We start from the raw sequence: 18,366 nt of genomic DNA on the forward strand, positions 1-18,366 counted from the left end.
GACGAGCCGACCAGCGCCCTCGACGTCACCGTGCAGCGGCGGATCCTCGACCACCTGGAGACACTGGTCCGCGACCGCGGGACGGCGCTGCTGCTGATCACCCACGACCTCGGGGTCGCCGCGGACCGCGCCGACCGGATCGTGGTGCTGGAGAGCGGGGTCGTGGTCGAGGAGGGCACCGCGGACGAGGTGCTGGGGGCGCCGCGGCACCCGTACACGCGGCAGCTGATCGCGGCGGCGCCGAGCCTCGCGAGCGGGCGGCTGGGGGCGGCGGGGACGTCGGGCCGCGAGCAGCCGGGAGCGGCGCCGGCCACCGCCGTGTCCGCCACCGCCGCCGCGCCGGCCACCGCCGCGCCCGCCACCGCAGCGCCGGCCACCGCCGCGCCCGCCACCGCAGCGCCGGCCGCCGCGTCGCCGGCCGCCGAGGTGGCGCCGGTGCTGGAGCTGGTCGGCGTGCGCAAGGAGTTCACGCTCCCGCGCGGCGTCGCGGGCGCGGCCGGCCGCTCGCTGGTCGCCGTCGACGGCGTGAGCCTGCGCGTCGAGCGCGGGACCACGTACGCCCTGGTCGGCGAGTCGGGCTCCGGCAAGAGCACGACCGCCCGGCTCGCCCTGCACCTGGAGCGCCCCACCGCGGGGCGGGTGCGGTTCCGCGGCGAGGACGTCACCGGCGCGCGCGGCGAGGCCCTGCGCCGGCTGCGCCGCGGGTTCCAGGTCGTCTACCAGAGCCCGTACGCCTCGCTCGACCCGCGGTTCACGGTCGCCGAGGTGATCGCCGAGCCGCTGCGCGCGTACGGCGTCGGCACCCGGGCGGAGCGCGCCGAGCGGGTGCGCGAGCTGCTGGCCGACGTCGCGCTGCCCGCGGACGCGGCCCGGCGCAGCCCGCGCGAGCTCTCCGGCGGGCAGCGGCAGCGGGTGGCGATCGCCCGGGCGCTCGCCCTGCGGCCGGACCTGGTCGTCCTCGACGAGCCGGTGTCCGCGCTCGACGTGTCCGTGCAGGCGCAGATCCTCGACCTGCTGGTCCGGCTCCAGGCCGAGCACGGGCTGACCTACCTGTTCATCTCGCACGACCTCGCGGTGGTCCGGCAGGTCGCCGACCACGTGGGCGTGCTGCGCGACGGCCGGCTCGTGGAGCAGGGCACCGCCGAGGCGATCTTGCTCGATCCGCGGGAGGCCTACACGCGCGAGCTGATCGCGGCGATCCCGGGCCGCCGCGTGCGGACCGCTGCCCGCCCCACCCCCCAGGAGACCCGGTGACCACGACCCTGCCCGACGCCGCCCGCCTGGCCGGCGAGACCACCGAGCTGCTGCAGGCGCTCATCCGGAACGCGTGCGTCAACGAGGGCACCGTCGAGTCGGGCCAGGAGATCCGCAACGCCCGGACGATCGCCGACTACCTGGACGGCGCCGGCCTGGACCTCGAGATCGTCGAGCCGCAGCCCGGCCGCGCGTCCCTGGTCACCCGGGTCGAGGGCCGCGTCCCCGGCGCCCCGTCGCTCGGCCTGGTCGGCCACACCGATGTCGTCCCCGTCGAGCCGGAGGGCTGGACCCGGGACCCGTTCGGCGGCGAGCTGGTCGACGGCTGGGTGTGGGGGCGCGGCGCGATCGACATGCTCGGGCTGACGGCCGCCTACGCGGTGGTCACCCGCGCGGTCGCGGCCGCGGGCGTCCCGCTGTCGGGCGACCTGCTGCTCGCCGCCGTCGCCGACGAGGAGCACGGCAGCGTGTGGGGCGTCGACTGGCTGACCACGCACCGCTGGGACCTGGTGCACGCCGACCACGTGCTCACCGAGTCGGGCGGCGTCCCGGTCGGCGCGCACCGCACGCTGGCGGTGGGGGAGAAGGGCGGCGCGGCCCGGCGGCTGCGGGTCGTCGGCACCCCCGGCCACGGCTCGGGCCCGTGGGGCAGCCGGAACGCGATCGTGCTCGCCGCCGAGGCGGTGCGGCGGATCGCCGCGCTGCGCGGGCCGGTCGTGATCGGCGACCTGTGGCGCCGGTACGTCGAGGCGCTCGACCTGCCGGCCGACGTCCGCGCGGCGGCCCTCGACCCGGACCGGCTGGACGAGGTGCTGCCGCTGCTCGGCGCGATCGCCCCGGTGGCGCACGCGACCACGCACACCACGGTCGCGCCCACGGTGCTGCACGCCGGGAGCAAGCCGAACGTCATCCCCGGGCACGCCGAGATCACGCTCGACATCCGGGTGCTGCCGGGCGCGCGGCCCGCCGACGTGGACGCGCTGCTGGCGGAGGCGGTGGGCGACCTCGCACCGCACGTGGTCGTCGAGGGTGACCGGTGGGGCGAGCCGTCGCTGTCGCCGACGGACACCGAGCTGTACCGGGTGATCGAGAAGGCGGTCGGCGACCGCGCGGGCGGGGCCCCGGTGCTGCCGACGCTGGGCACCGGCGGCACCGACGGCCGGTTCTACCGGCGGCGCGGGATCCCGGCGTACGGGTTCGGCCTGCTCTCGCCGACGTGGGACGCGGGCACCTGGCGCGGCCTGTTCCACGGCAACGACGAGCGGGTGGACGTCGCGAGCCTGGAGCTCACGACGGCGGCGCTGCACGACGTGGTCACGGGCTTCCTGCGGTAGGTGCGGGGCGGGGGCGGGGCGCCGCCGCCGGGTGCCCGGGACCCGCTCGGATGACCGCGCGGACATTTCCGGACATCTGGTGCATCCGGGCGGGGCGCGCGGGGCGTAGAGGGGATGTCAGCACGTCCCCGCCCCGGTCGTGGGGCCAGGAACGAGGAGCACCCCATGCGTCATCGTCCGTCCGTCACCCTCGCCGCCGCCGGCATCGGCTCGGCGCTGCTGGTGGCCGCCGCCGCGCTGCCCGCCACCGCCGCCACCGGCGGGACGGCCTCGCTCGCCGTCCTGCACGGCGTCCCCGACCTCACCGTCGACGTGTACGTCGACGGCACCCGCACCCTCGACGACTTCACGCCCGGCACGCTCGCCGGTCCACTGGACGTGCCGGCCGGCGCGCACACGCTCGCGATCACCGCCGCCGACGCCGCCGACGACAGCCAGCCCGCGATCGGCCCGGTCGACGTGACGCTGGAGGCGGGCGGCAGCTACACCGCGGTCGCGCACCTCACCGCCACCGGCGACCCGACCGCGACGCTGTTCACCAACGACACCTCCGCGGTGCCGGCGGGGCAGGGTCGCCTCACCGTCCGGCACGTGGCGGCCGCGCCGGCGGTCGACGTGCTCGCCGGCGGCAGCCCGGTCGTGACCAACCTGGCCAACCCCGACGAGCAGTCGCTCACCGTGCCGGCCGGGACCGTGTCCGCGGCGGTCGCCGCCACCGGCACCACCACGCCGGTGCTCGGCCCGACCGACCTCACGATCGCCGAGGGCGCCGACACGATCGTGTACGCCTGGGGCTCGCTCGACGCGGGCAACCTGGCGCTCGCGGTGCAGACCATCGACGGGCTGCACTCCGCCCCGGGCGGCGTGCCGTCCGGCGAGCTCGGCACCGCGGCCGAGCAGGGGTCCGCGGCGCCGTGGGTCGCGGCGGCCACGCTGCTGGCGCTCGTCGCGGTCGTCGGCGCGGTCCGGCCGGTGCGCCGGGCCCGCGCGACCGCGCGCGACCGCCGCTGAGACGACCGGGGCGCGGGTGCGTCGTCCCCGCCGCCCACGCCCCGGTCCACCACCGTCGCCCCGACCCGGAGGCACCGTGCCACCCACCGACCCCGACCCCCGGCCACGCCGCAGCCCCCGTGGCGTGGCCGGGGCCCTCCTCGTCGTCGTCGTGCTGGGGCTGGCGGCGGCGGGGGTGGCGGGGGCGTTCGCGGGGTCGGAGCGGCAGCCCGCGGTGGAGGTGGTGACGTCCCCGGCGACGCCGTCGGCCACCGCCGCGCCGTCGCCGGCCACCCCGCCGTCGCCCACCGGCCCGCCCGCGACCGCCCCCGCCGTGCCGCTCGCCCCCGCCACGCCGCCGCCCGTCGCGGCCCCGTCCCCGACCGCCCCGGTGCGCGTCGTGATCCCGGGCCGGGACGTGGACGTCCCCGTCGACCCGGTCGGCGTCGCGTCCGACGGGCAGATGGAGATCCCGCCGCTCGCCGAGCGCGGCGGCTGGTACCGGTTCGGCGCCGACCCGGGCGACCCCGCCGGCACCACCGTCGTCGCCGCGCACGTCGACTCGGTCGCGTCCGGCGGGACCGGCCCGTTCGTGCACCTGGTCGACGTCCGGCCCGGCGACGCGGTCGAGGTCGCCCTCGCGGACGGCAGCGCCCGGACCTACGTCGTGGCCGAGGTCACCCGGTTCCCCAAGGACGAGGCGCGCTGGCCGGACGTGTTCACCCGGGACGGTCCGCCGCGGCTCGCGCTGGTCACGTGCGGCGGCGAGTTCGACCGGGACACGCGGCACTACGTCGACAACGTCCTGGTCACGGCCACCCCGGTCGGCGCATGATGGCCTCCGCGACCCCCGCACCCCGCGGCGGGACCCGGCCCGCGAGGAGGCGCGCCCTGTCCAGCCCCGTCGCGCACCTGCGCCCGCCGCCCGAGTGGGACGACGACGCCCTGGCGCGCGCGTTCGAGGCGGGGGACGAGCAGGCGCTCGCGGAGGCGTACCGGCGCTGGTCGGCCTTCGTGCACACGGTGGCTTTGCGGGCGCTGGGCTCGGGGGCCGACGCCGAGGACGTCACCCAGCAGGTGTTCGTCGCGGCGTGGCGCGGGCGCTCCGGCTACCGCTCCGACCGCGGCCCGCTGCGCGCCTGGCTCACCGGCATCACCCGGAACGCCGTCGCCGACGCGCTCGCCCGGCGAAGCCGCGACGCCCGGGACCTGCGGGCCGTGGCGGCCCGGGCCGGGCGGGACCCCGAGCCGGAGGCCGCCCGGGTGGCGGACCACGTGGTCGTCGTCGACGAGCTGCACCGGCTCGGCGAGCCCCAGCGCACGATCCTCGCGCTCGCGTTCTACGACGACCTCACGCACGACCAGATCGCCCGACGGCTCGGCCTGCCGCTCGGCACGGTGAAGAGCCACATCCGTCGTAGCCTGCAACGGCTGCGCGACCGGTTGGAGGTGGACGGTGCCGCACCTCGACCCTGACGCCGTCGCGCTGGCCGCGCTCGGCGAGCCGCTCGACGCGGCGCCGCGGGCGCACCTCGTGGCGTGCGCCGACTGCGCCCGCGAGGTGGCGTCGCTCGCCGCCGCGGCGGCGGTGGCGCGCGCCGGCGACGGCGCCGGGCTGGTCCCGCCGCCGGACGCGGTGTGGGCGCGCGTGCACGACGAGCTCGGCCTGGCGGACGGGGTGGCGCCGGGCGGGGTGGGGCCGGGCGGTGTGGGGCTGGGCGACGCGGCGCGGGACGATGCGCGCTCGGACGGCGCGGGCCCGAGCGGCGCGGGCCTCGGCAGCGCCGCGCCGGACGGTGCGGGCTCGGACGGTGCGGCGCCGGACGGTGCGGCCGGGCTCGGCGCGTCCGCTCCCGGCCCCGGCCCCGCGTCCACCGCCGCGCGCCGCCGTCGCCGCGGGCCCTGGCTCGCCGCCGCGGCCGCCGGGCTGGTGGTCGGCAGCGTCGCGGGCGGCCTGGCGGTGTCCGCCGCGCTGCGCCCCGACGCCGAGACGGTCGTCGCCGAGGTCCGCCTCGAGGCGCTCCCGGGGTGGTCCGCCTCGGGCGACGCGCAGGTCGAGGAGGACGCCGCCGGCCGCCGGACCCTGGTGGTCCGCGTGACCGACGCCGACGCGGACGGCTTCCGCGAGGTGTGGCTGCTGGACGCCGGCGCGACCCGCCTCGTCTCGCTCGGCCTGCTCGACGGCGACGAGGGCCGGTTCGCGCTCCCGGCGGACCTCGACCTCGCCGAGTTCCCGGTCGTCGACGTGTCCGCCGAGCCGTTCGACGGCGACCCGGCCCACTCGGGTGACAGCATCGTGCGGGGCGAGCTCGCCCTCCCCGCCTGACCGGCCGGGGCACCGAGGACGAGGAGCGACGCGATGGCCCCCTGGGCACCCGAGCGGTACTGGTCGGCGATCCGGGAGGAGCGGGCGCGGTTCGCCGCGGAGCTGGCGGCGCTGCCCCCGGAGGCGTGGTCGGCGCCGACGCTGTGCGGCGACTGGTCGGTCGAGGACGTCGTCGCCCACCTCACCGCCGGGGCGAGCACCGGGCGCTGGGCGTGGCTGCGCAGCATCGCGGCCGCGCGGTTCGACGCCGACCGGCACAACGCGCGGCGGCTGGCGGAGCACCGCGGCCCGGCGCCGGCGGACACGCTCGCCGGTTTCCGGGCGGTCGTCGACGCGCGGGCGGCGCCGACCGGCGACCTGTGGGCGTGGCTCGGCGAGGTCGTCGTGCACGGCACCGACGTCCGCGAGCCGCTGGGGCTGCCCGGCTCGCCTGCCCCGGACGCCGTCGAGGCCGTCGCGGCGGGCTACGCGCGGCGGGACTTCGCCGTGGCGTCCCGCACCGTCGCCAAGGGCGTCCGGCTCGTCGCCGACGACGGCGGGTTCCGCAGCGGCGACGGCCCCGAGGTCACCGGCACGACGCTCGACCTGGTCATGGCGATGGCCGGCCGCCCGTCGGCGGTCGCGCGGCTCGCCGGCGAGGGCGCGCCGGTACTGGCGGCCGCGGTGGCCCGCCGGCAGCCGGGCTGACGGCCCCGGGACTGCCCGGGCCGGGTCATCCGCGGCGGGTGAGGCCGCGCGGCGGCGCGCGCGGACACGGTGGGGCGCGGGCGCGGGCACGCGGCGGGCGTCAGGCCCGGGGACGGCGAGGGCGACCGGACGGGGGAGCGCGATGGCCGGCGGCAGGGGCGGGTCGTCGACGGTGCTCGTCGTCGGCGCGGGCCCGGTCGGTCTGACCGCCGCCTGCGAGCTCGCCCGCCAGGGCGCCCGGGTCCGGGTGGTCGACGCGCTGCCGGAGCCCACGGCGCAGTCGCGCGCCGTCATCGTGCACGCCCGCACCCAGGAGCACCTCGCGGCGATGGGCGTCCTGGACGAGCTCGCCGGCCGGGCGGTCGAGATCACCGCCGTCGAGGTGCGCTCCGGCGCGGCGGGCACCCTGCGCCTGCGCGCGTCCACCCGCGGCATCGACTCCCGGTACCCGCGTGCGCTCGACACCCCGCAGCCGGTGACCGAGGCGGTGCTCGCGGACCTGGCCGCGCGGCTGGGCGTCGTCGTCGAGCGCGGGGTGCGCCTCACCGACCTGGCCCAGGACGACGGCGGCGTCGACGTCACGCTCGAGTCCGCCGCCGGGCCCGAGCGGGCGCGCGTCGGCTGGGTCGTCGGCGCCGACGGCGGGCACAGCCGGGTCCGCGCGGCGGTCGGCGAGCGGATCGAGGGCGTCTTCCACGGCGAGCACTTCCTGTTCGCCGACGTCGCCGCCGCGACCACCCTCGCCTCGGACACGATCCGGCTGTTCGCGAGCGCCGACGGCGTCTCCGGGGCGTTCCCGATGCCGGACGGGCGGACCCGGTTCCTGGTGCAGGTCGCCGCACCCGGTCCGCCGGGGTCGCCGACGCTCGCGGAGGTGCAGCGGCTCGTCGACGAGCGGATGGGGGAGCACTGGCGGCTCAGCGACCCGCGGTGGCTCGTGGGGTTCGAGGTGCACCACGGGCAGGTGCAGCAGTACCGCCGCGGGCGGGTGCTGCTGGCCGGCGACGCGGCGCACGTGCACAGCCCCGCCGGCGGCCAGGGCATGAACACCGGCATGCAGGACGCGGTCAACCTCGCGTGGAAGCTCGCGCTGGTCAGCACCGGGCGCGCCGGGGACGCGCTGCTCGACAGCTACCACGCGGAGCGGCACCCGGTCGGGGCCGCCGTCGTCCGGCAGACCACCCGGCTCACGCGGGCGATGGCCACACCGGGCCCCCGCGCGCACCTGCGCGACGTCGGCCTGCTGCTGCTCGGGCACCTGCCCGCGGTCGGCGAGGCGGTCGCGGCGAGCCTGGCCGAGGTGCGGCTGCGGTACCGGGGGAGCCCGGCGGTGGGCGGCGGGGACGGCGTGCGCGGCGCCTGCCCGGGCGACCACGCGCCCGACCCGGCCGGGCTCTCGGACGCCGCGGGAGCGCCCGCGCGGGTCGGCGACCTGCTGCGCCGCCCCGGGCACCTGCTGCTGACGACCTGCCTGTCCCGGACGTCGCACGAGCGGCTGCGCCGGGTGCTCGGCGGCCTCGGCACGGTGGTCCCGGTGCGGCCGGCGGTGGTGGCGGGGTCCGACGCGTCCGCCGACGGCCCGGTGCTGGTCGACCCCGGCGGCGTCGTCGCCGACCGGTTCGGGATCGGCCACGACGGCGCCGCGCTGATCCGCCCCGACGGCTACCTGGGCTACCTGTCGGCCCGCACCGACCCGGCCGAGGTCGCCCGGCACCTCGCGGAGCGCGAGCACCTCGTGGGGGTCGGCGGGGCCTAGGCGGCGTCTGGGTCGTCGGCCGGCTGGAACCCTCCCGCGGCTACCCGTCGACGTCGAGCATGTGCCAGTCGTCCTCGGGCTCGACCCTCCCGTCGAGGACCCCGGCCCAGAACGTGCTCTCCGTCGCCAGGTCCGCCGTGTCGAACACCGTCACCTGATGCCTGATCCGCATGTTCCGATGCCGGCACCGCCTACCCACACCTGCGAGGACGGAGTGCTGCCGGGGCTCGCCGCGGTGCTGCGGGGCGTCCTCCACGGTGCTGCCGCCCGGGGTCAGAACGGTGGTGGCGCGTCGTACGGGTCGGCGGTGGCGTCGTGGGACTGCCCGGTGCCCGGCCGGGTGAGGTAGCGGTGGCCGGTGGGGGTGATCCACTCGAACAGGCCGGGCTCGAGCTGCCGCAGCCGGAACCCGCCGTCGGTCTTCAGCCGGTGGTGCCGGTGGCAGACCGGACCCAGGTTGTCCGCGTCCGTGCGGCCCGGGGGCTCGTCGGGGTCGGCGCCGGGCTGGGGACGGTACTCGACGGTGTGGTCGAGGTCGCACCGGCAGGCGGGCACGGTGCAGCCGGGGAACGCGCAGGTCCCGTCGCGGGTGCGGACGAGCTCGTCCAGCGCGACCGGAGGCCGGTACCGCACGCGGCCGACGTCCAGGACCCGATCGGTCATCGGGTCGGTGACGACCCGCCGCCAGACCCCGCCGGCGGCAAGGGCCCGGGCGCAGACCGCGTCGATCGGGCCGTGCCCGTCGAGGTCGGCCGGGGCGTCGTCCAGGCCCAGGAGGGTGGAGGCGCTGATGGTGATGCGGACCTCTGCCCCGGGGCGGCCGGTGCAGCGATCGCGAACACGCTGGTCGGCGGACGCGGCCACCGCTCCGGGGGCGGGCGGCGCCGCACCGGCCACCGCGACGGGGGCGGAGCCCGGGAGGGGCACCCGCGACAGCCCGCTGCCGGGGTCCGCAGCGGCGTGCTCCGCGGCGCCGTCCACCGGGACGAGCGTGGCGGTGGGGATCGGCTCCGCCGGTCGCGGGAGCACGGGCCCGTCCCGGTCGGACACCCAGGGGCCGTCCGTCGGCGGACGCGGCTGAGGTAGCGCCGGGTCGGGCTCGGTCAACCGGACCTCGAACGCCGGCCCGTCCGACTCCGGGACGTCGCCCACGACGAGGTCCCGCAGCCCGTCGGCGCGCAGCTGGTCCAGGGTCCGGTCGTCGCCCAGCGCCTTGGCGGCGCGAGCGGCGTGGTGCAGCACCCCGTCCACGCGGGCGGCGTCCTCGGCGGCCAGCACCAGCCACATCGAGGCCATGCCGTGCGCCCGGGCCCGCGGACGGGACACGCGCCGGGTGCGTCGCTCGCGCTGGTGCCGTCGCGCCTCGCCGTCGGGATCGGCGAGGCGGACCTCCCGCTCGACCCGCTGCCGGAACTGGCTGACCGAGCACTGCGCCGCCTCGGGCAGCACCGCGTCCTCCACGGCGTGCGCCGCCTGGTACGGCAGGTCCCGCAGCAGCGTGGCCAGCACATCGGCCTTCGCCGCGTCGACGTGCCCGGTCTCCAGCGCCTCGCAGGTGGCGGCGAGCATCCCGTCCAGGAACAGCGCCCGGTGCACGGTCTTGGTGGCGGTCATCTGCGACCACCCGAGCCGCGCGCGCAGCTCGTCGGCGGCCACGCACCGTTGCGTCGGCGGTGCACCGGCCAGCGGGGACCAGTCGGGGCGCATCTCCTCGCGGCCGGCGAGCTCGGCGACCAGGGCGAGCTTGCGCGCGTGGTGGTGGCTCTCGAGCCGGTCCTGCGCGGCGATCGCCTCGAGCGCGATCATCGGCGACAGCACCGAGGTGTCCAGGTCCCGCAGCCAGGCGTCCAGGACGGGCCCCGGCGGGCAGGACGCGATCGCCTCCACCTGCCGTTGCTCCGACGTACGAGGCGCCCGACCTGCCGCCACCACCGGGTCCGGGCCGTAGTCGGTCAGGCAGGTCCCGTCGGGCCCGTAGACCGGCAGCACCGGGGCGGCGACCACGTCGCCGTCCGGGTGTTCCTGCAGGTCAGGTGCCATGAAGCAACACTATCGACGGCCACCCACACGCCCCCGGCCCCCGACCGACCCCCTGGGGACGGAGCACGACCACCGCGCCTGTGGAGGGCTCGGCACCCGCACGACGGCGAGCACGAGCGCCCACCCGGCGAGCAGCACCCGCCGCCCCGCTGCGGGGCTGCGGGGCCGCGTCGCGCTCCGGGTCACGGGCACCGGGGCGGCCTCACGCGAGCAGCTTCGCCTTGGCCGCGGCGAACTCGTCGTCGTCCAGGACGTGGGCATCGTGCAGCCGGGCCAGGCGCTGGAGCTGCTCGACGAGCCCCCCGTCGTCGGCCGGCTCCGGGGGCGGTCCCGCCTGCCGGGCGGCGTCGCGGGCCGCGTCCTCGAGGCGCCGCTGGTGCTCCGCCTCGGCGAGCTGCTGCTGCTCGAACGACTGCTCGGCGCGGGTGTACTGGTGGCGGCGGACGGCGCCGGCGGTCGCGCTGGCGGTGCCGGCGATGACGGCGGTGCGGGCGGCGGTCCCGATCAGTCCGGGACGGCCGAAGCGGGGCATGAGCAGGGGCACGGCGGTTCCTCCAGGTCTCGGCGGGGGTCGACGGGTCGGCGGGTCGGCGGGCCAGCGGGTCAGGTCGCCGCGAGGGCGTTGACCACCTCGGCGGGCACGAGCTCGGTGAGCGCGACGACGGCGCCGGCCTCCCGGGCTGCCCCGGCCAGCGCGGCGGCCCAGAGGTGCTCGACGACGAGCACCAGCGCGCTCGCGCCCGGGGGCAGGGACTCGGCGACGAGGCCGAGGTCGTGCTCGCCGGCGAGCCCGCGGCCGACGAGGTCCGCGAGGTCGGCGAGCCCGTCGGCCGCGGGGCCGTCCAGGTCGGCGACCTCGACGATCTCGAGCCCGTCCTCGTCGGGCCGGACCAGCACCACGTCGACCACCCGCACCCTGTCGGATCCGGCGAGGGCCACGACCTCCGCCAGCACCGGCGCCGGGACGTCGGCCCCGGGGAACGCCAGCGCGATCAGCTCGACCGGGCCGAAGCCCGGTCCCGTCCCGCTCGGACCACCCATCACTGCCTCCCACCGTCGGGCCCGGCCGGCCGCCGCCTCAGAGGGCGGCGATCCCGTCGCCGAGCATCTTGGCGCCGATCACGAGCAGCAGGACCGCCATGATCGCCGCGTTGTGCTGCACCATCCAGGTCTTCAACTCGTCCAGCACGGCGCCGGCCCGCGGGCCGCCGGCCAGGTACACGACGAGCGGGGCTGCCACGCCCAGGGACGCGACGACGACGAACACCGCGAGCGCGCCGAGCCGCGCGCCGGTCGAGGTGGTGGCCGCGGCGATCGCCGCCGCACCCGAGACGACCAGCAGCAGGTTCTTGGGGTTCACCACGCCGAGGAGCATCGCCAGCCCGAACGCCCGGGCCGGCGTGAACCCGTCGACCGCGCGCATCCACCCCGGCGTCGGCGGCTCCGCCCCGCCGCGGGGCCGGGTCCGCCAGCTCCGGACGGCGAGGAGCACCAGCAGCAGGCCCAGCACGATCTTGAGCACGCTCGCCCACGTCGGGGGCGTGCCGTCGCCCGCCGCACCCGCCGCGCCGGCCACGAGCACCAGCACGGCGCCGACCGCCGCGATGCCGACCACCCAGCCGAGCAGGAACGCCCGAGGCGTTCGACCGGGCCCGCGGCGTCAGCAGCATCAGCACGACGGCCACGATCGGCATCGGGCTGATCAGCACGCCGACGGCGACGGGCAGCGACTGGCCGACGGCCTCGCCCACGGGGACCTCCTCGGTGCGGCGGTGGGGTCGGCGGTCCGGGGCCGACGCGCTCCAGCCTGCGGGACGGCCCCGACCGCGATCGTCACCCCGCGGGGATGACCCGCCGACGACCCGGCCCGCGCCGCCCGGCGTTCACCCGTCCCGGACGACGACGGCGGCGACCCGCGCCGGTGACGCTCGGACCGACCCCGACGACCCGCGCGCCGCGCCCAACCCGGAGGACCCGCCATGACGTACCAGCCGGAGGACGCCACCCCGGCGACGCGGGAGGTGCTCCGCGCCGCGCGCGACCGGTACGCCCTGGACGACCGCGGGGACTTCGAGGACGCGGTCCGCGGCAAGATCGCGGACATCCCCGACGGCCGGGTGCTGAACGACGCCGGGCAGCCGACGCTCGACCTGGCGGAGTTCGCCTTCCTCGACGGCACCGGCGACGGCGCCGGCGACCTCCGCGAGCCCGACACCGTCGACGCGAGCCTCTGGCGGCAGTCCCGGCTCATCACCCGCGCCGGCCTGTTCCGGGTGGTCGACGGGATCTACCAGGTGCGGAACACCGACATCGCGGGGGTCACGTTCGTCGTCGGGGACGACGGCGTGATCGTGATCGACTGCGCGGCGGCGGTGGAGGCGTCCCGGCAGGCGCTCGCGCTGCTCCGCGAGCACGTCACCGACAAGCCGGTGGTCGCGATCATCTACACCCACACGCACGTCGACCACTACGGCGGGGTGAAGGGCTTGGTCGACCCGGCGGACGTCGCGTCCGGGAAGGTCCCGATCATCGCGCCGGGGACGATCGCCTCGTTCGACAAGTACGCGATCGGGGAGAACGTGATCGCCGGCAACGCGATGTCCCGCCGCGGGCTGTACGCGTTCAACAGCCTGCTGGACCACGGGCCGCGCGAGGCGGTGAGCGCGGGCATCGGCATCGCGACGTCGGCCGGCGCGACGGTGTCCTACCTGTCGCCGACCGACCCGATCACCGAGACGGGCCAGAGCCGCCGGATCGCCGGGCTGACCTTCGAGTTCCTGTACGCGCCGGACACCGAGGCGCCGGAGGAGATGCACATCTGGATCCCGGAGCTGAAGGCGCTGACCTGCGCGGAGAACGCGAACCACTCGCTGCACAACATCCAGACCCTGCGCGGGGCGCGCACCCGGGACGCCCGGAACTTCGCGCGCTACCTGGACGAGACGCTGGTGCGTTGGGGCGACGAGGTCGAGGTGCACTTCGGGCCGCACACCTGGCCCGTGTGGGGCAACGCGGCCGTGGTCGACTTCCTCGAGTCGCAGCGGGACACCTACAAGTACCTGCACGACCAGGCGCTGCGGCTCGCGAACAAGGGGTACACCCCGCTGGAGGCGGCCGAGGTGATCGCGCTGCCGGACGCGCTCGGGCGGCGCTGGTCCAACCGCGGGTACCACGGCACGGTGCACCACGACGTGCGCGCGGTGTTCACCAAGGAGCTGGGCATGTGGGACGGCGACCCGGTGTCGCTGCACCCGCACCCGCCGGTCGAGTCGGCGCGCCGCTGGGTCGCGGCGTTCGGCGCGGACGCGCTCGTCGCGGAGGGCCGGCGCGCGTTCGAGGCGGGCGACTACCGCTGGGCGGTCGAGGTGCTCCACCCGGTGGTGTTCGGCGAGCCCGACCACCGCGGGGCGCGCGAGCTGCAGGCGGACGCGTACGAGCAGCTGGGCTACCAGGCCGAGGGCCCGCAGTGGCGGGGCATCTTCCTCACCGCGGCCCGCGAGCTGCGCGAGGGCGTCATCCCGGCGCGGTTCGCGACGGCGAGCCCGGACAGCATCGCGGCGATGCCGGTCGACATCCTGTTCGACTTCGCCGCGGTGCACGTCATCGGGGAGAAGGCGGCCGAGGTCGACCTGCGGTTCGACGTCGCGTTCACCGACCTGGACCAGACGTGGTCCGTGCGGGTCGCGAACGGCGTGCTGAACGCGCGGCCGGGGGCTTCCGACGGCCCGCTCACCCTGCGCGGGCCCAAGCCCGTGATCGCGGGCGCCCTGGTCGCGCCGGGGAGCGTCGAGGCGCTGGAGCGGGCCGGGCACCTGGCCCTCGACGGCGACCGCGGCGTCCTGGAGACCTACGGCTCGCTGATCGACTCCTTCGACCCGAACTTCGCCGTCGTCACGCCGTGACGCACCACCCGCCCGACCACCGGCCGGACCACCGGCCGGACCACCCGCCGGACCACCCGCCCGACCGGCCCCGCCGCCGCCCGCGGCTCGGCCGGCCGACCCGGCAGGACGCCGTGTCGGGCTTCGTCACGGGGCTGTTCTCGATCCCCGAGGGCATGGCCTACGCGTCGATCGGCGGGTTCAACCCGCTGGTCGGCCTGTACTCCGGCATGGTGCCGACGTCGGTGGGCTCGCTGCTGTCCCGCACCGTCCTCATGACGACGACGCTCACCAGCGCCATCGCCCTGACCTCGCACAGCGTGCTGGCAGACGCGGGCCTCGACGCGGACGACCCGGCGAACCTCGCCACGCTGACGGTGCTGGTGGGCGTGGTCATGCTGCTGCTCGGCGTGCTGCGCCTGGGCTCGGTGATGAGCTTCGTGTCGAACGCGGTGATGACCGGGTTCACGACCGGCATCGCGCTGCAGATCGTCGCCGGGGTGATCGGGGACGCCACCGGGTACGAGACCGACCGGCACAACACGATCGCGAAGGTCGTCGACGGGCTGGTGCACCTGCCGCAGTGGGACCTCGCCTCGACCGCCGTCGCCGCCGCGACGGTGCTGTGCTGGTGGGGCGCGCACGCGGTGCGGCGGCTGCGGGCGTTCGCGGTGCTCATCGCGCTGCTCGTGGTCAGCGTGGGTGTCGCGGTCCTGCGGGTCGACGTGCGCGAGGCAGGCGACATCGGCGCGATCCCGCGGGCGCTCCCGCTCCCGGTGCTGCCCGACGTGTCCGCGGTCCCGGCGCTGGCCACAGGGGCCGTCGCCATCGCGCTGGTGGCCCTGGCGCAGGCCGCCGGCATCGGGGCGGCCGTGCCGAACCCGGACGGCAGCCGGTCGAACCTGTCGGGCGACTTCACCGCGCAGGGCGTCGCCAACATCGCGGGCGGGTTCTTCCGCGCGCTGCCGACCGGCGGCTCGCTGTCCCGCACGGGCGTCGCCACCAGCGCGGGCGCGCGCACCCGGTGGGCCGGCATCTTCGCCGGGGTGTTCCTCGCGGTCCTCGTGCTCGTGGCCGGCCCGCTGGCGGAGCGGATCCCGATGCCGGTGATCGGCGGTCTCGTCGTGGTCATCGCCGGCGAGCTGATCGTCGGCCGGGTGCCGGACATCCGGCTCGTCCTGCGCACCGGCGCGCTGCCGGCCGCGGGGATGGTGCTGACGTTCCTCGGCACCACCCAGCTCGCCCTGCAGTACGCGATCTTCCTCGGGGCGATCATCTCGCTGGTGCTGTTCTGCGTGAACGCCCAGCGGCAGGCCCGGCTGGTCCGGCTGGAGCGGGACGACGCCACCGGGCGGTGGCGGACCGCCGACGTCCCCGCCGACGTCGCCCCGGGCTCGGTGGTGGTGCTGCACTACGAGGGCGTCAGCCTGTTCGCCGAGATGGCCCGGCTCGACGAGACCTGGCCGGACCTGTCCGGGGCGCGGCGCTCGGTCGTCCTGCTCGACGTGCGGACCATGCCCGACGTGCCGTCGTCGACGATCGTCAAGGCGCTCCTGCGCCGGGCCGGGCAGCTGCGGGCGAGGGGGTCGCGGCTCGTAGTGGTCGGGGCCGACGACGTCCTCGCGGGGGTGTTCGAGCGGACCGGGCTCACCGCCGCGCTCGGCCCCGGGGACGTGCGGCCCGGGACGCCGGTGCTGCTCGAGGCGCTGGACGCGGCGTACGACGAGGCGGTGGCGTGGGTGCGGCGGGCCGAGGACGGCTCCGGACCGGGCTGACGCGCGGCTCCCCGGTGGCCCGGCTCAGGGCGCGGCCTCGCCCGGCCCGCCCGCGTCCGGCAGCTCCGCCCCGTCCGGCCCGAGCGCGCCGACCAGCTCGATCTCCTCCGTCGCGGGGTCCAGCACGATCTGCCGGCCGGGCCCGGTGGCGGCGGTCTCGAACCGGACCGCCACCCGGCCGTCGTCGCGGGCCTTCACGACCCAGCCCCGCCCGTGCGCGGGGTGCCGGACGTCGAGGCCGGGGGCGGCGTCCTCGAGGCGGAGCCGGCCGCGGCGGCGCCGGGCGACCGGGCGGAGCGCGTCGGGGTCGTCGGCGCCGGTGCCGTCCGGGGCCGTCGACGACCCCGCGCCGGCGAGGTCGATCGCGCCGGCGAGGGCGACCGGCCCCGCCAGGTCCAGCATCAGCTGCGCGTGCTCCGACAGCCCGCTGTACGCGACCCCGAGCAGCCGCACCGGCTCGGTGAGCTCCACCAGGTCGAGCGCCCGCGCCGCGGCCTCGTGCAGCGCGGCCCGGTCGGCGGTCGGCGACGGCAGCGACACCGCCCGCGTCACCGTGCTGAACCCGGCGAACCGCACCTTGACCGTCACGGTCCGCGCCGCGCCGCCGTGCCGCTCCAGCCGCGCGTACGCCTGGTCGGCGACCGCGGGCAGCTGCGCCGCGACCTCGGCCCGGCCGTGCAGGTCCCGCTCGAACGTGTGCTCGGCGCCGGCGGACTTCCGCTCGCGGGTCTCGGCCACCGGCCGGTCGTCCCAGCCGCGCGCGACCCGGAACAGGTTCGTGCCGGCGGCCTCGCCGAGCACCATCGTCAGGGTGTCGAGCGGCTGTCCGCGCAGGTCCTCGACGGTGCGCACGCCGATCTTCTCCAGCCGCTCCGCCGACACCGGGCCGACGCCCCACAGCGACCGCACGGGCATCGGCAGCAGGAAGCCGTCCTCGTCCTCGGGCGCGACCACGACGACGCCCGCGGGCTTGGCCGCCGCGGAGGCGAGCTTGGCGACGAGCTTGGACCGGCCCATCCCGACGGACACCGGCACGCCGGCCAGCTCGACCGCGCGCTCCCGCAGGTCCCGGGCGACGCCGGGCCAGCCGTCGGCGCCGGGGCGGGCGGCGCCGAGGTCGGCGAACGCCTCGTCGATGCTCAGCGGCTCGACCGCGTCGGTCCGCTCCCGCAGGGCCGCCATGATCCGCTCCGAGTACGCGGAGTACGCGTCGAACCGGGGGACCACGACCGTCGCCTGCGGGCAGGCGCGCCGGGCGCTCGCCATCGACATCGCCGACCGCACGCCCATCGCCCGGGCCTCGTAGGACGCGGCGGCGACCACCCCGCGCGGCCCGGTCCCGCCCACCAGCACCGGGCGCCCGCGCAGCGACGGGCGCTGCGCCTGCTCGACCGACGCGAAGAACGCGTCCGCGTCCAGGTGCGCGATGCTCGGCTCGGTGCGCAGGCGCGGGGCCGTCACCTCGCTGCTCACCGGGCCATGCTGCCGCACGGCACCGACACGCGCCGCGTGGGCCCGGGACGTCAGCATCGAGCTACATCTTGTTGCAGATGCGGCTCGACGACGCGACGGGGGAGTGGGCCACGTTCGCGTCCGGCTCGGACGGTTCGTGTCGTAGAGGTAGGCCGTCGAGACACTGTGGCGACCAGAGAGCGTCAGTTGCCCGTCGCCGTCCTGGCCGCGTCTTCGCGGTCATGGTTTGAGGAGTCGTCTGAACTCCTGGAGGAGTTGCTCCGCCTCACCCTTCTCGACTCCGGTGCGAATGTGGTACTCCCATTCCTTGACTGCGGCGATCGACTCCCGCAGCGCGCCGGCGATTGCGAGTGCCTCGGCGTACTCGAGCTCGACGACGACGCTCCCGCGCTCGTGCGCGATGGAACTCGTGATCACCATCATCGATAGACCCCCGATCCAGGACGTGCTGACGAGACATCGTGCAGGCCGCCGCCGGCTCCGCCTCGGCCGTGGCAACGGGATCTCGCCGACCAGCAACGTACTGACGCCCCCAGGCTGCCCGCGGGCGAACCAGCGCGGTTCACCCGGACAGTCTCGCGGGCGACAGCGCGGCCGGACTCGGCCCGTCCGGGCGCCCGCCTCCAGGCGGGGGGCGCGCTGGGCGCGCGGCTCGTGTCCTGGCCATGCTGCCGCACGCTCCCGAGACGCGCCGCTCCGCCCGCCGCGTCGCGCCAAGCGCGAGAACCTACGTGGTCCGCTCCCCGTGTCCGCCCTGCTGGGCGCTCGGCGAGCGAGCGATGCGAGCGATCAGCGCGTCCTCGTCGTCGTGGAGCACCGTCGCGATCGCGATCACCGACCCCGCGATCGC

The 18,366-nt window shown here is 77.4% G+C and carries 16 protein-coding genes; 10 read left to right on the forward strand and 6 right to left on the reverse strand.

Going from position 1 to position 18,366, the window contains the following annotated elements; all coding sequences use genetic code 11:
• The 8 genes from VER05_RS06955 to VER05_RS06990 form a co-directional block, all read left to right on the forward strand.
• Positions 1 to 1,254, forward strand: a 1,254-nt coding sequence (locus VER05_RS06955) for an ABC transporter ATP-binding protein (protein ID WP_324844654.1), incomplete at its 5' end; no start/stop codon positions are given.
• Positions 1,251 to 2,588 carry a M20/M25/M40 family metallo-hydrolase gene (locus tag VER05_RS06960; protein WP_324844655.1) on the forward strand — a complete coding sequence of 446 codons (1,338 nt, stop codon included), beginning with the start codon at positions 1,251 to 1,253 and terminating at the stop codon, positions 2,586 to 2,588. The genes VER05_RS06955 and VER05_RS06960, both read left to right, overlap by 4 nt.
• A 165-nt stretch (positions 2,589 to 2,753) precedes the next feature.
• Positions 2,754 to 3,599, forward strand: coding sequence for a DUF4397 domain-containing protein (locus VER05_RS06965; protein WP_324844656.1), 846 nt, complete (start codon positions 2,754 to 2,756; stop codon positions 3,597 to 3,599).
• Between the two features lie 124 nt (positions 3,600 to 3,723).
• Positions 3,724 to 4,413, forward strand: a complete 690-nt coding sequence (locus VER05_RS06970; RefSeq protein WP_324844657.1) for a class F sortase — start codon at positions 3,724 to 3,726, stop codon at positions 4,411 to 4,413.
• Positions 4,410 to 5,054 (forward strand): RNA polymerase sigma factor, encoded by a 645-nt coding sequence (locus VER05_RS06975; protein ID WP_324844658.1) that lies wholly within the window; start codon positions 4,410 to 4,412, stop codon positions 5,052 to 5,054. The genes VER05_RS06970 and VER05_RS06975 overlap by 4 nt, the downstream gene beginning before the upstream one ends.
• Positions 5,035 to 5,904, forward strand: a complete 870-nt coding sequence (locus VER05_RS06980) for an anti-sigma factor (RefSeq protein ID WP_324844659.1) — start codon at positions 5,035 to 5,037, stop codon at positions 5,902 to 5,904. The genes VER05_RS06975 and VER05_RS06980 overlap by 20 nt, the downstream gene beginning before the upstream one ends.
• A 33-nt stretch (positions 5,905 to 5,937) precedes the next feature.
• Positions 5,938 to 6,591: a maleylpyruvate isomerase family mycothiol-dependent enzyme gene (locus tag VER05_RS06985; protein WP_324844660.1), complete on the forward strand. Its 654-nt coding sequence runs from the start codon at positions 5,938 to 5,940 to the stop codon at positions 6,589 to 6,591.
• Positions 6,592 to 6,733: 142 nt separating this feature from the next.
• Positions 6,734 to 8,347 (forward strand): FAD-dependent monooxygenase, encoded by a 1,614-nt coding sequence (locus tag VER05_RS06990; RefSeq protein WP_324844661.1) that lies wholly within the window; start codon positions 6,734 to 6,736, stop codon positions 8,345 to 8,347.
• 273 nt (positions 8,348 to 8,620) lie between these two features.
• On the opposite strand, the gene VER05_RS06995 is transcribed toward VER05_RS06990, so the two are convergent.
• The 4 genes from VER05_RS06995 to VER05_RS07010 form a co-directional block, all read right to left on the reverse strand.
• Complete coding sequence (locus VER05_RS06995; RefSeq protein ID WP_324844662.1) at positions 8,621 to 10,387, reverse strand: HNH endonuclease signature motif containing protein; 1,767 nt, start codon at positions 10,385 to 10,387, stop codon at positions 8,621 to 8,623.
• Between the two features lie 202 nt (positions 10,388 to 10,589).
• Positions 10,590 to 10,931, reverse strand: a complete 342-nt coding sequence (locus VER05_RS07000) for an SHOCT domain-containing protein (protein ID WP_324844663.1) — start codon at positions 10,929 to 10,931, stop codon at positions 10,590 to 10,592.
• A 59-nt stretch (positions 10,932 to 10,990) separates the two neighbouring features.
• Positions 10,991 to 11,428 (reverse strand): DUF6325 family protein, encoded by a 438-nt coding sequence (locus VER05_RS07005; protein WP_324844664.1) that lies wholly within the window; start codon positions 11,426 to 11,428, stop codon positions 10,991 to 10,993.
• A 37-nt stretch (positions 11,429 to 11,465) separates the two neighbouring features.
• Positions 11,466 to 12,002 carry a GAP family protein gene (locus VER05_RS07010; protein ID WP_324844665.1) on the reverse strand — a complete coding sequence of 179 codons (537 nt, stop codon included), beginning with the start codon at positions 12,000 to 12,002 and terminating at the stop codon, positions 11,466 to 11,468.
• Positions 12,003 to 12,366: 364 nt separating this feature from the next.
• Here VER05_RS07010 and VER05_RS07015 point away from each other — a divergent pair, with 364 nt between their 5' ends.
• Complete coding sequence (locus tag VER05_RS07015; RefSeq protein WP_324844666.1) at positions 12,367 to 14,289, forward strand: alkyl/aryl-sulfatase; 1,923 nt, start codon at positions 12,367 to 12,369, stop codon at positions 14,287 to 14,289.
• Positions 14,286 to 16,043, forward strand: coding sequence for a SulP family inorganic anion transporter (locus tag VER05_RS07020; RefSeq protein ID WP_324844667.1), 1,758 nt, complete (start codon positions 14,286 to 14,288; stop codon positions 16,041 to 16,043). Before VER05_RS07015 ends, VER05_RS07020 begins: the two co-directional genes overlap by 4 nt.
• 24 nt (positions 16,044 to 16,067) lie before the next feature.
• Here the strand turns inward: VER05_RS07020 and VER05_RS07025 are convergent, their stop codons facing one another.
• Positions 16,068 to 17,516 carry a DNA polymerase IV gene (locus VER05_RS07025; protein ID WP_324844668.1) on the reverse strand — a complete coding sequence of 483 codons (1,449 nt, stop codon included), beginning with the start codon at positions 17,514 to 17,516 and terminating at the stop codon, positions 16,068 to 16,070.
• Positions 17,517 to 17,735: 219 nt separating this feature from the next.
• A complete protein-coding gene (locus VER05_RS07030) occupies positions 17,736 to 17,939 on the reverse strand; it encodes a hypothetical protein (protein WP_324844669.1) in 204 nt (67 codons plus the stop codon).
• Positions 17,940 to 18,366: the final 427 nt, after the last annotated feature.

Origin of the sequence: Cellulomonas sp., assembly GCF_035634735.1 — a bacterium.
Classification (GTDB): domain Bacteria; phylum Actinomycetota; class Actinomycetes; order Actinomycetales; family Cellulomonadaceae; genus Cellulomonas.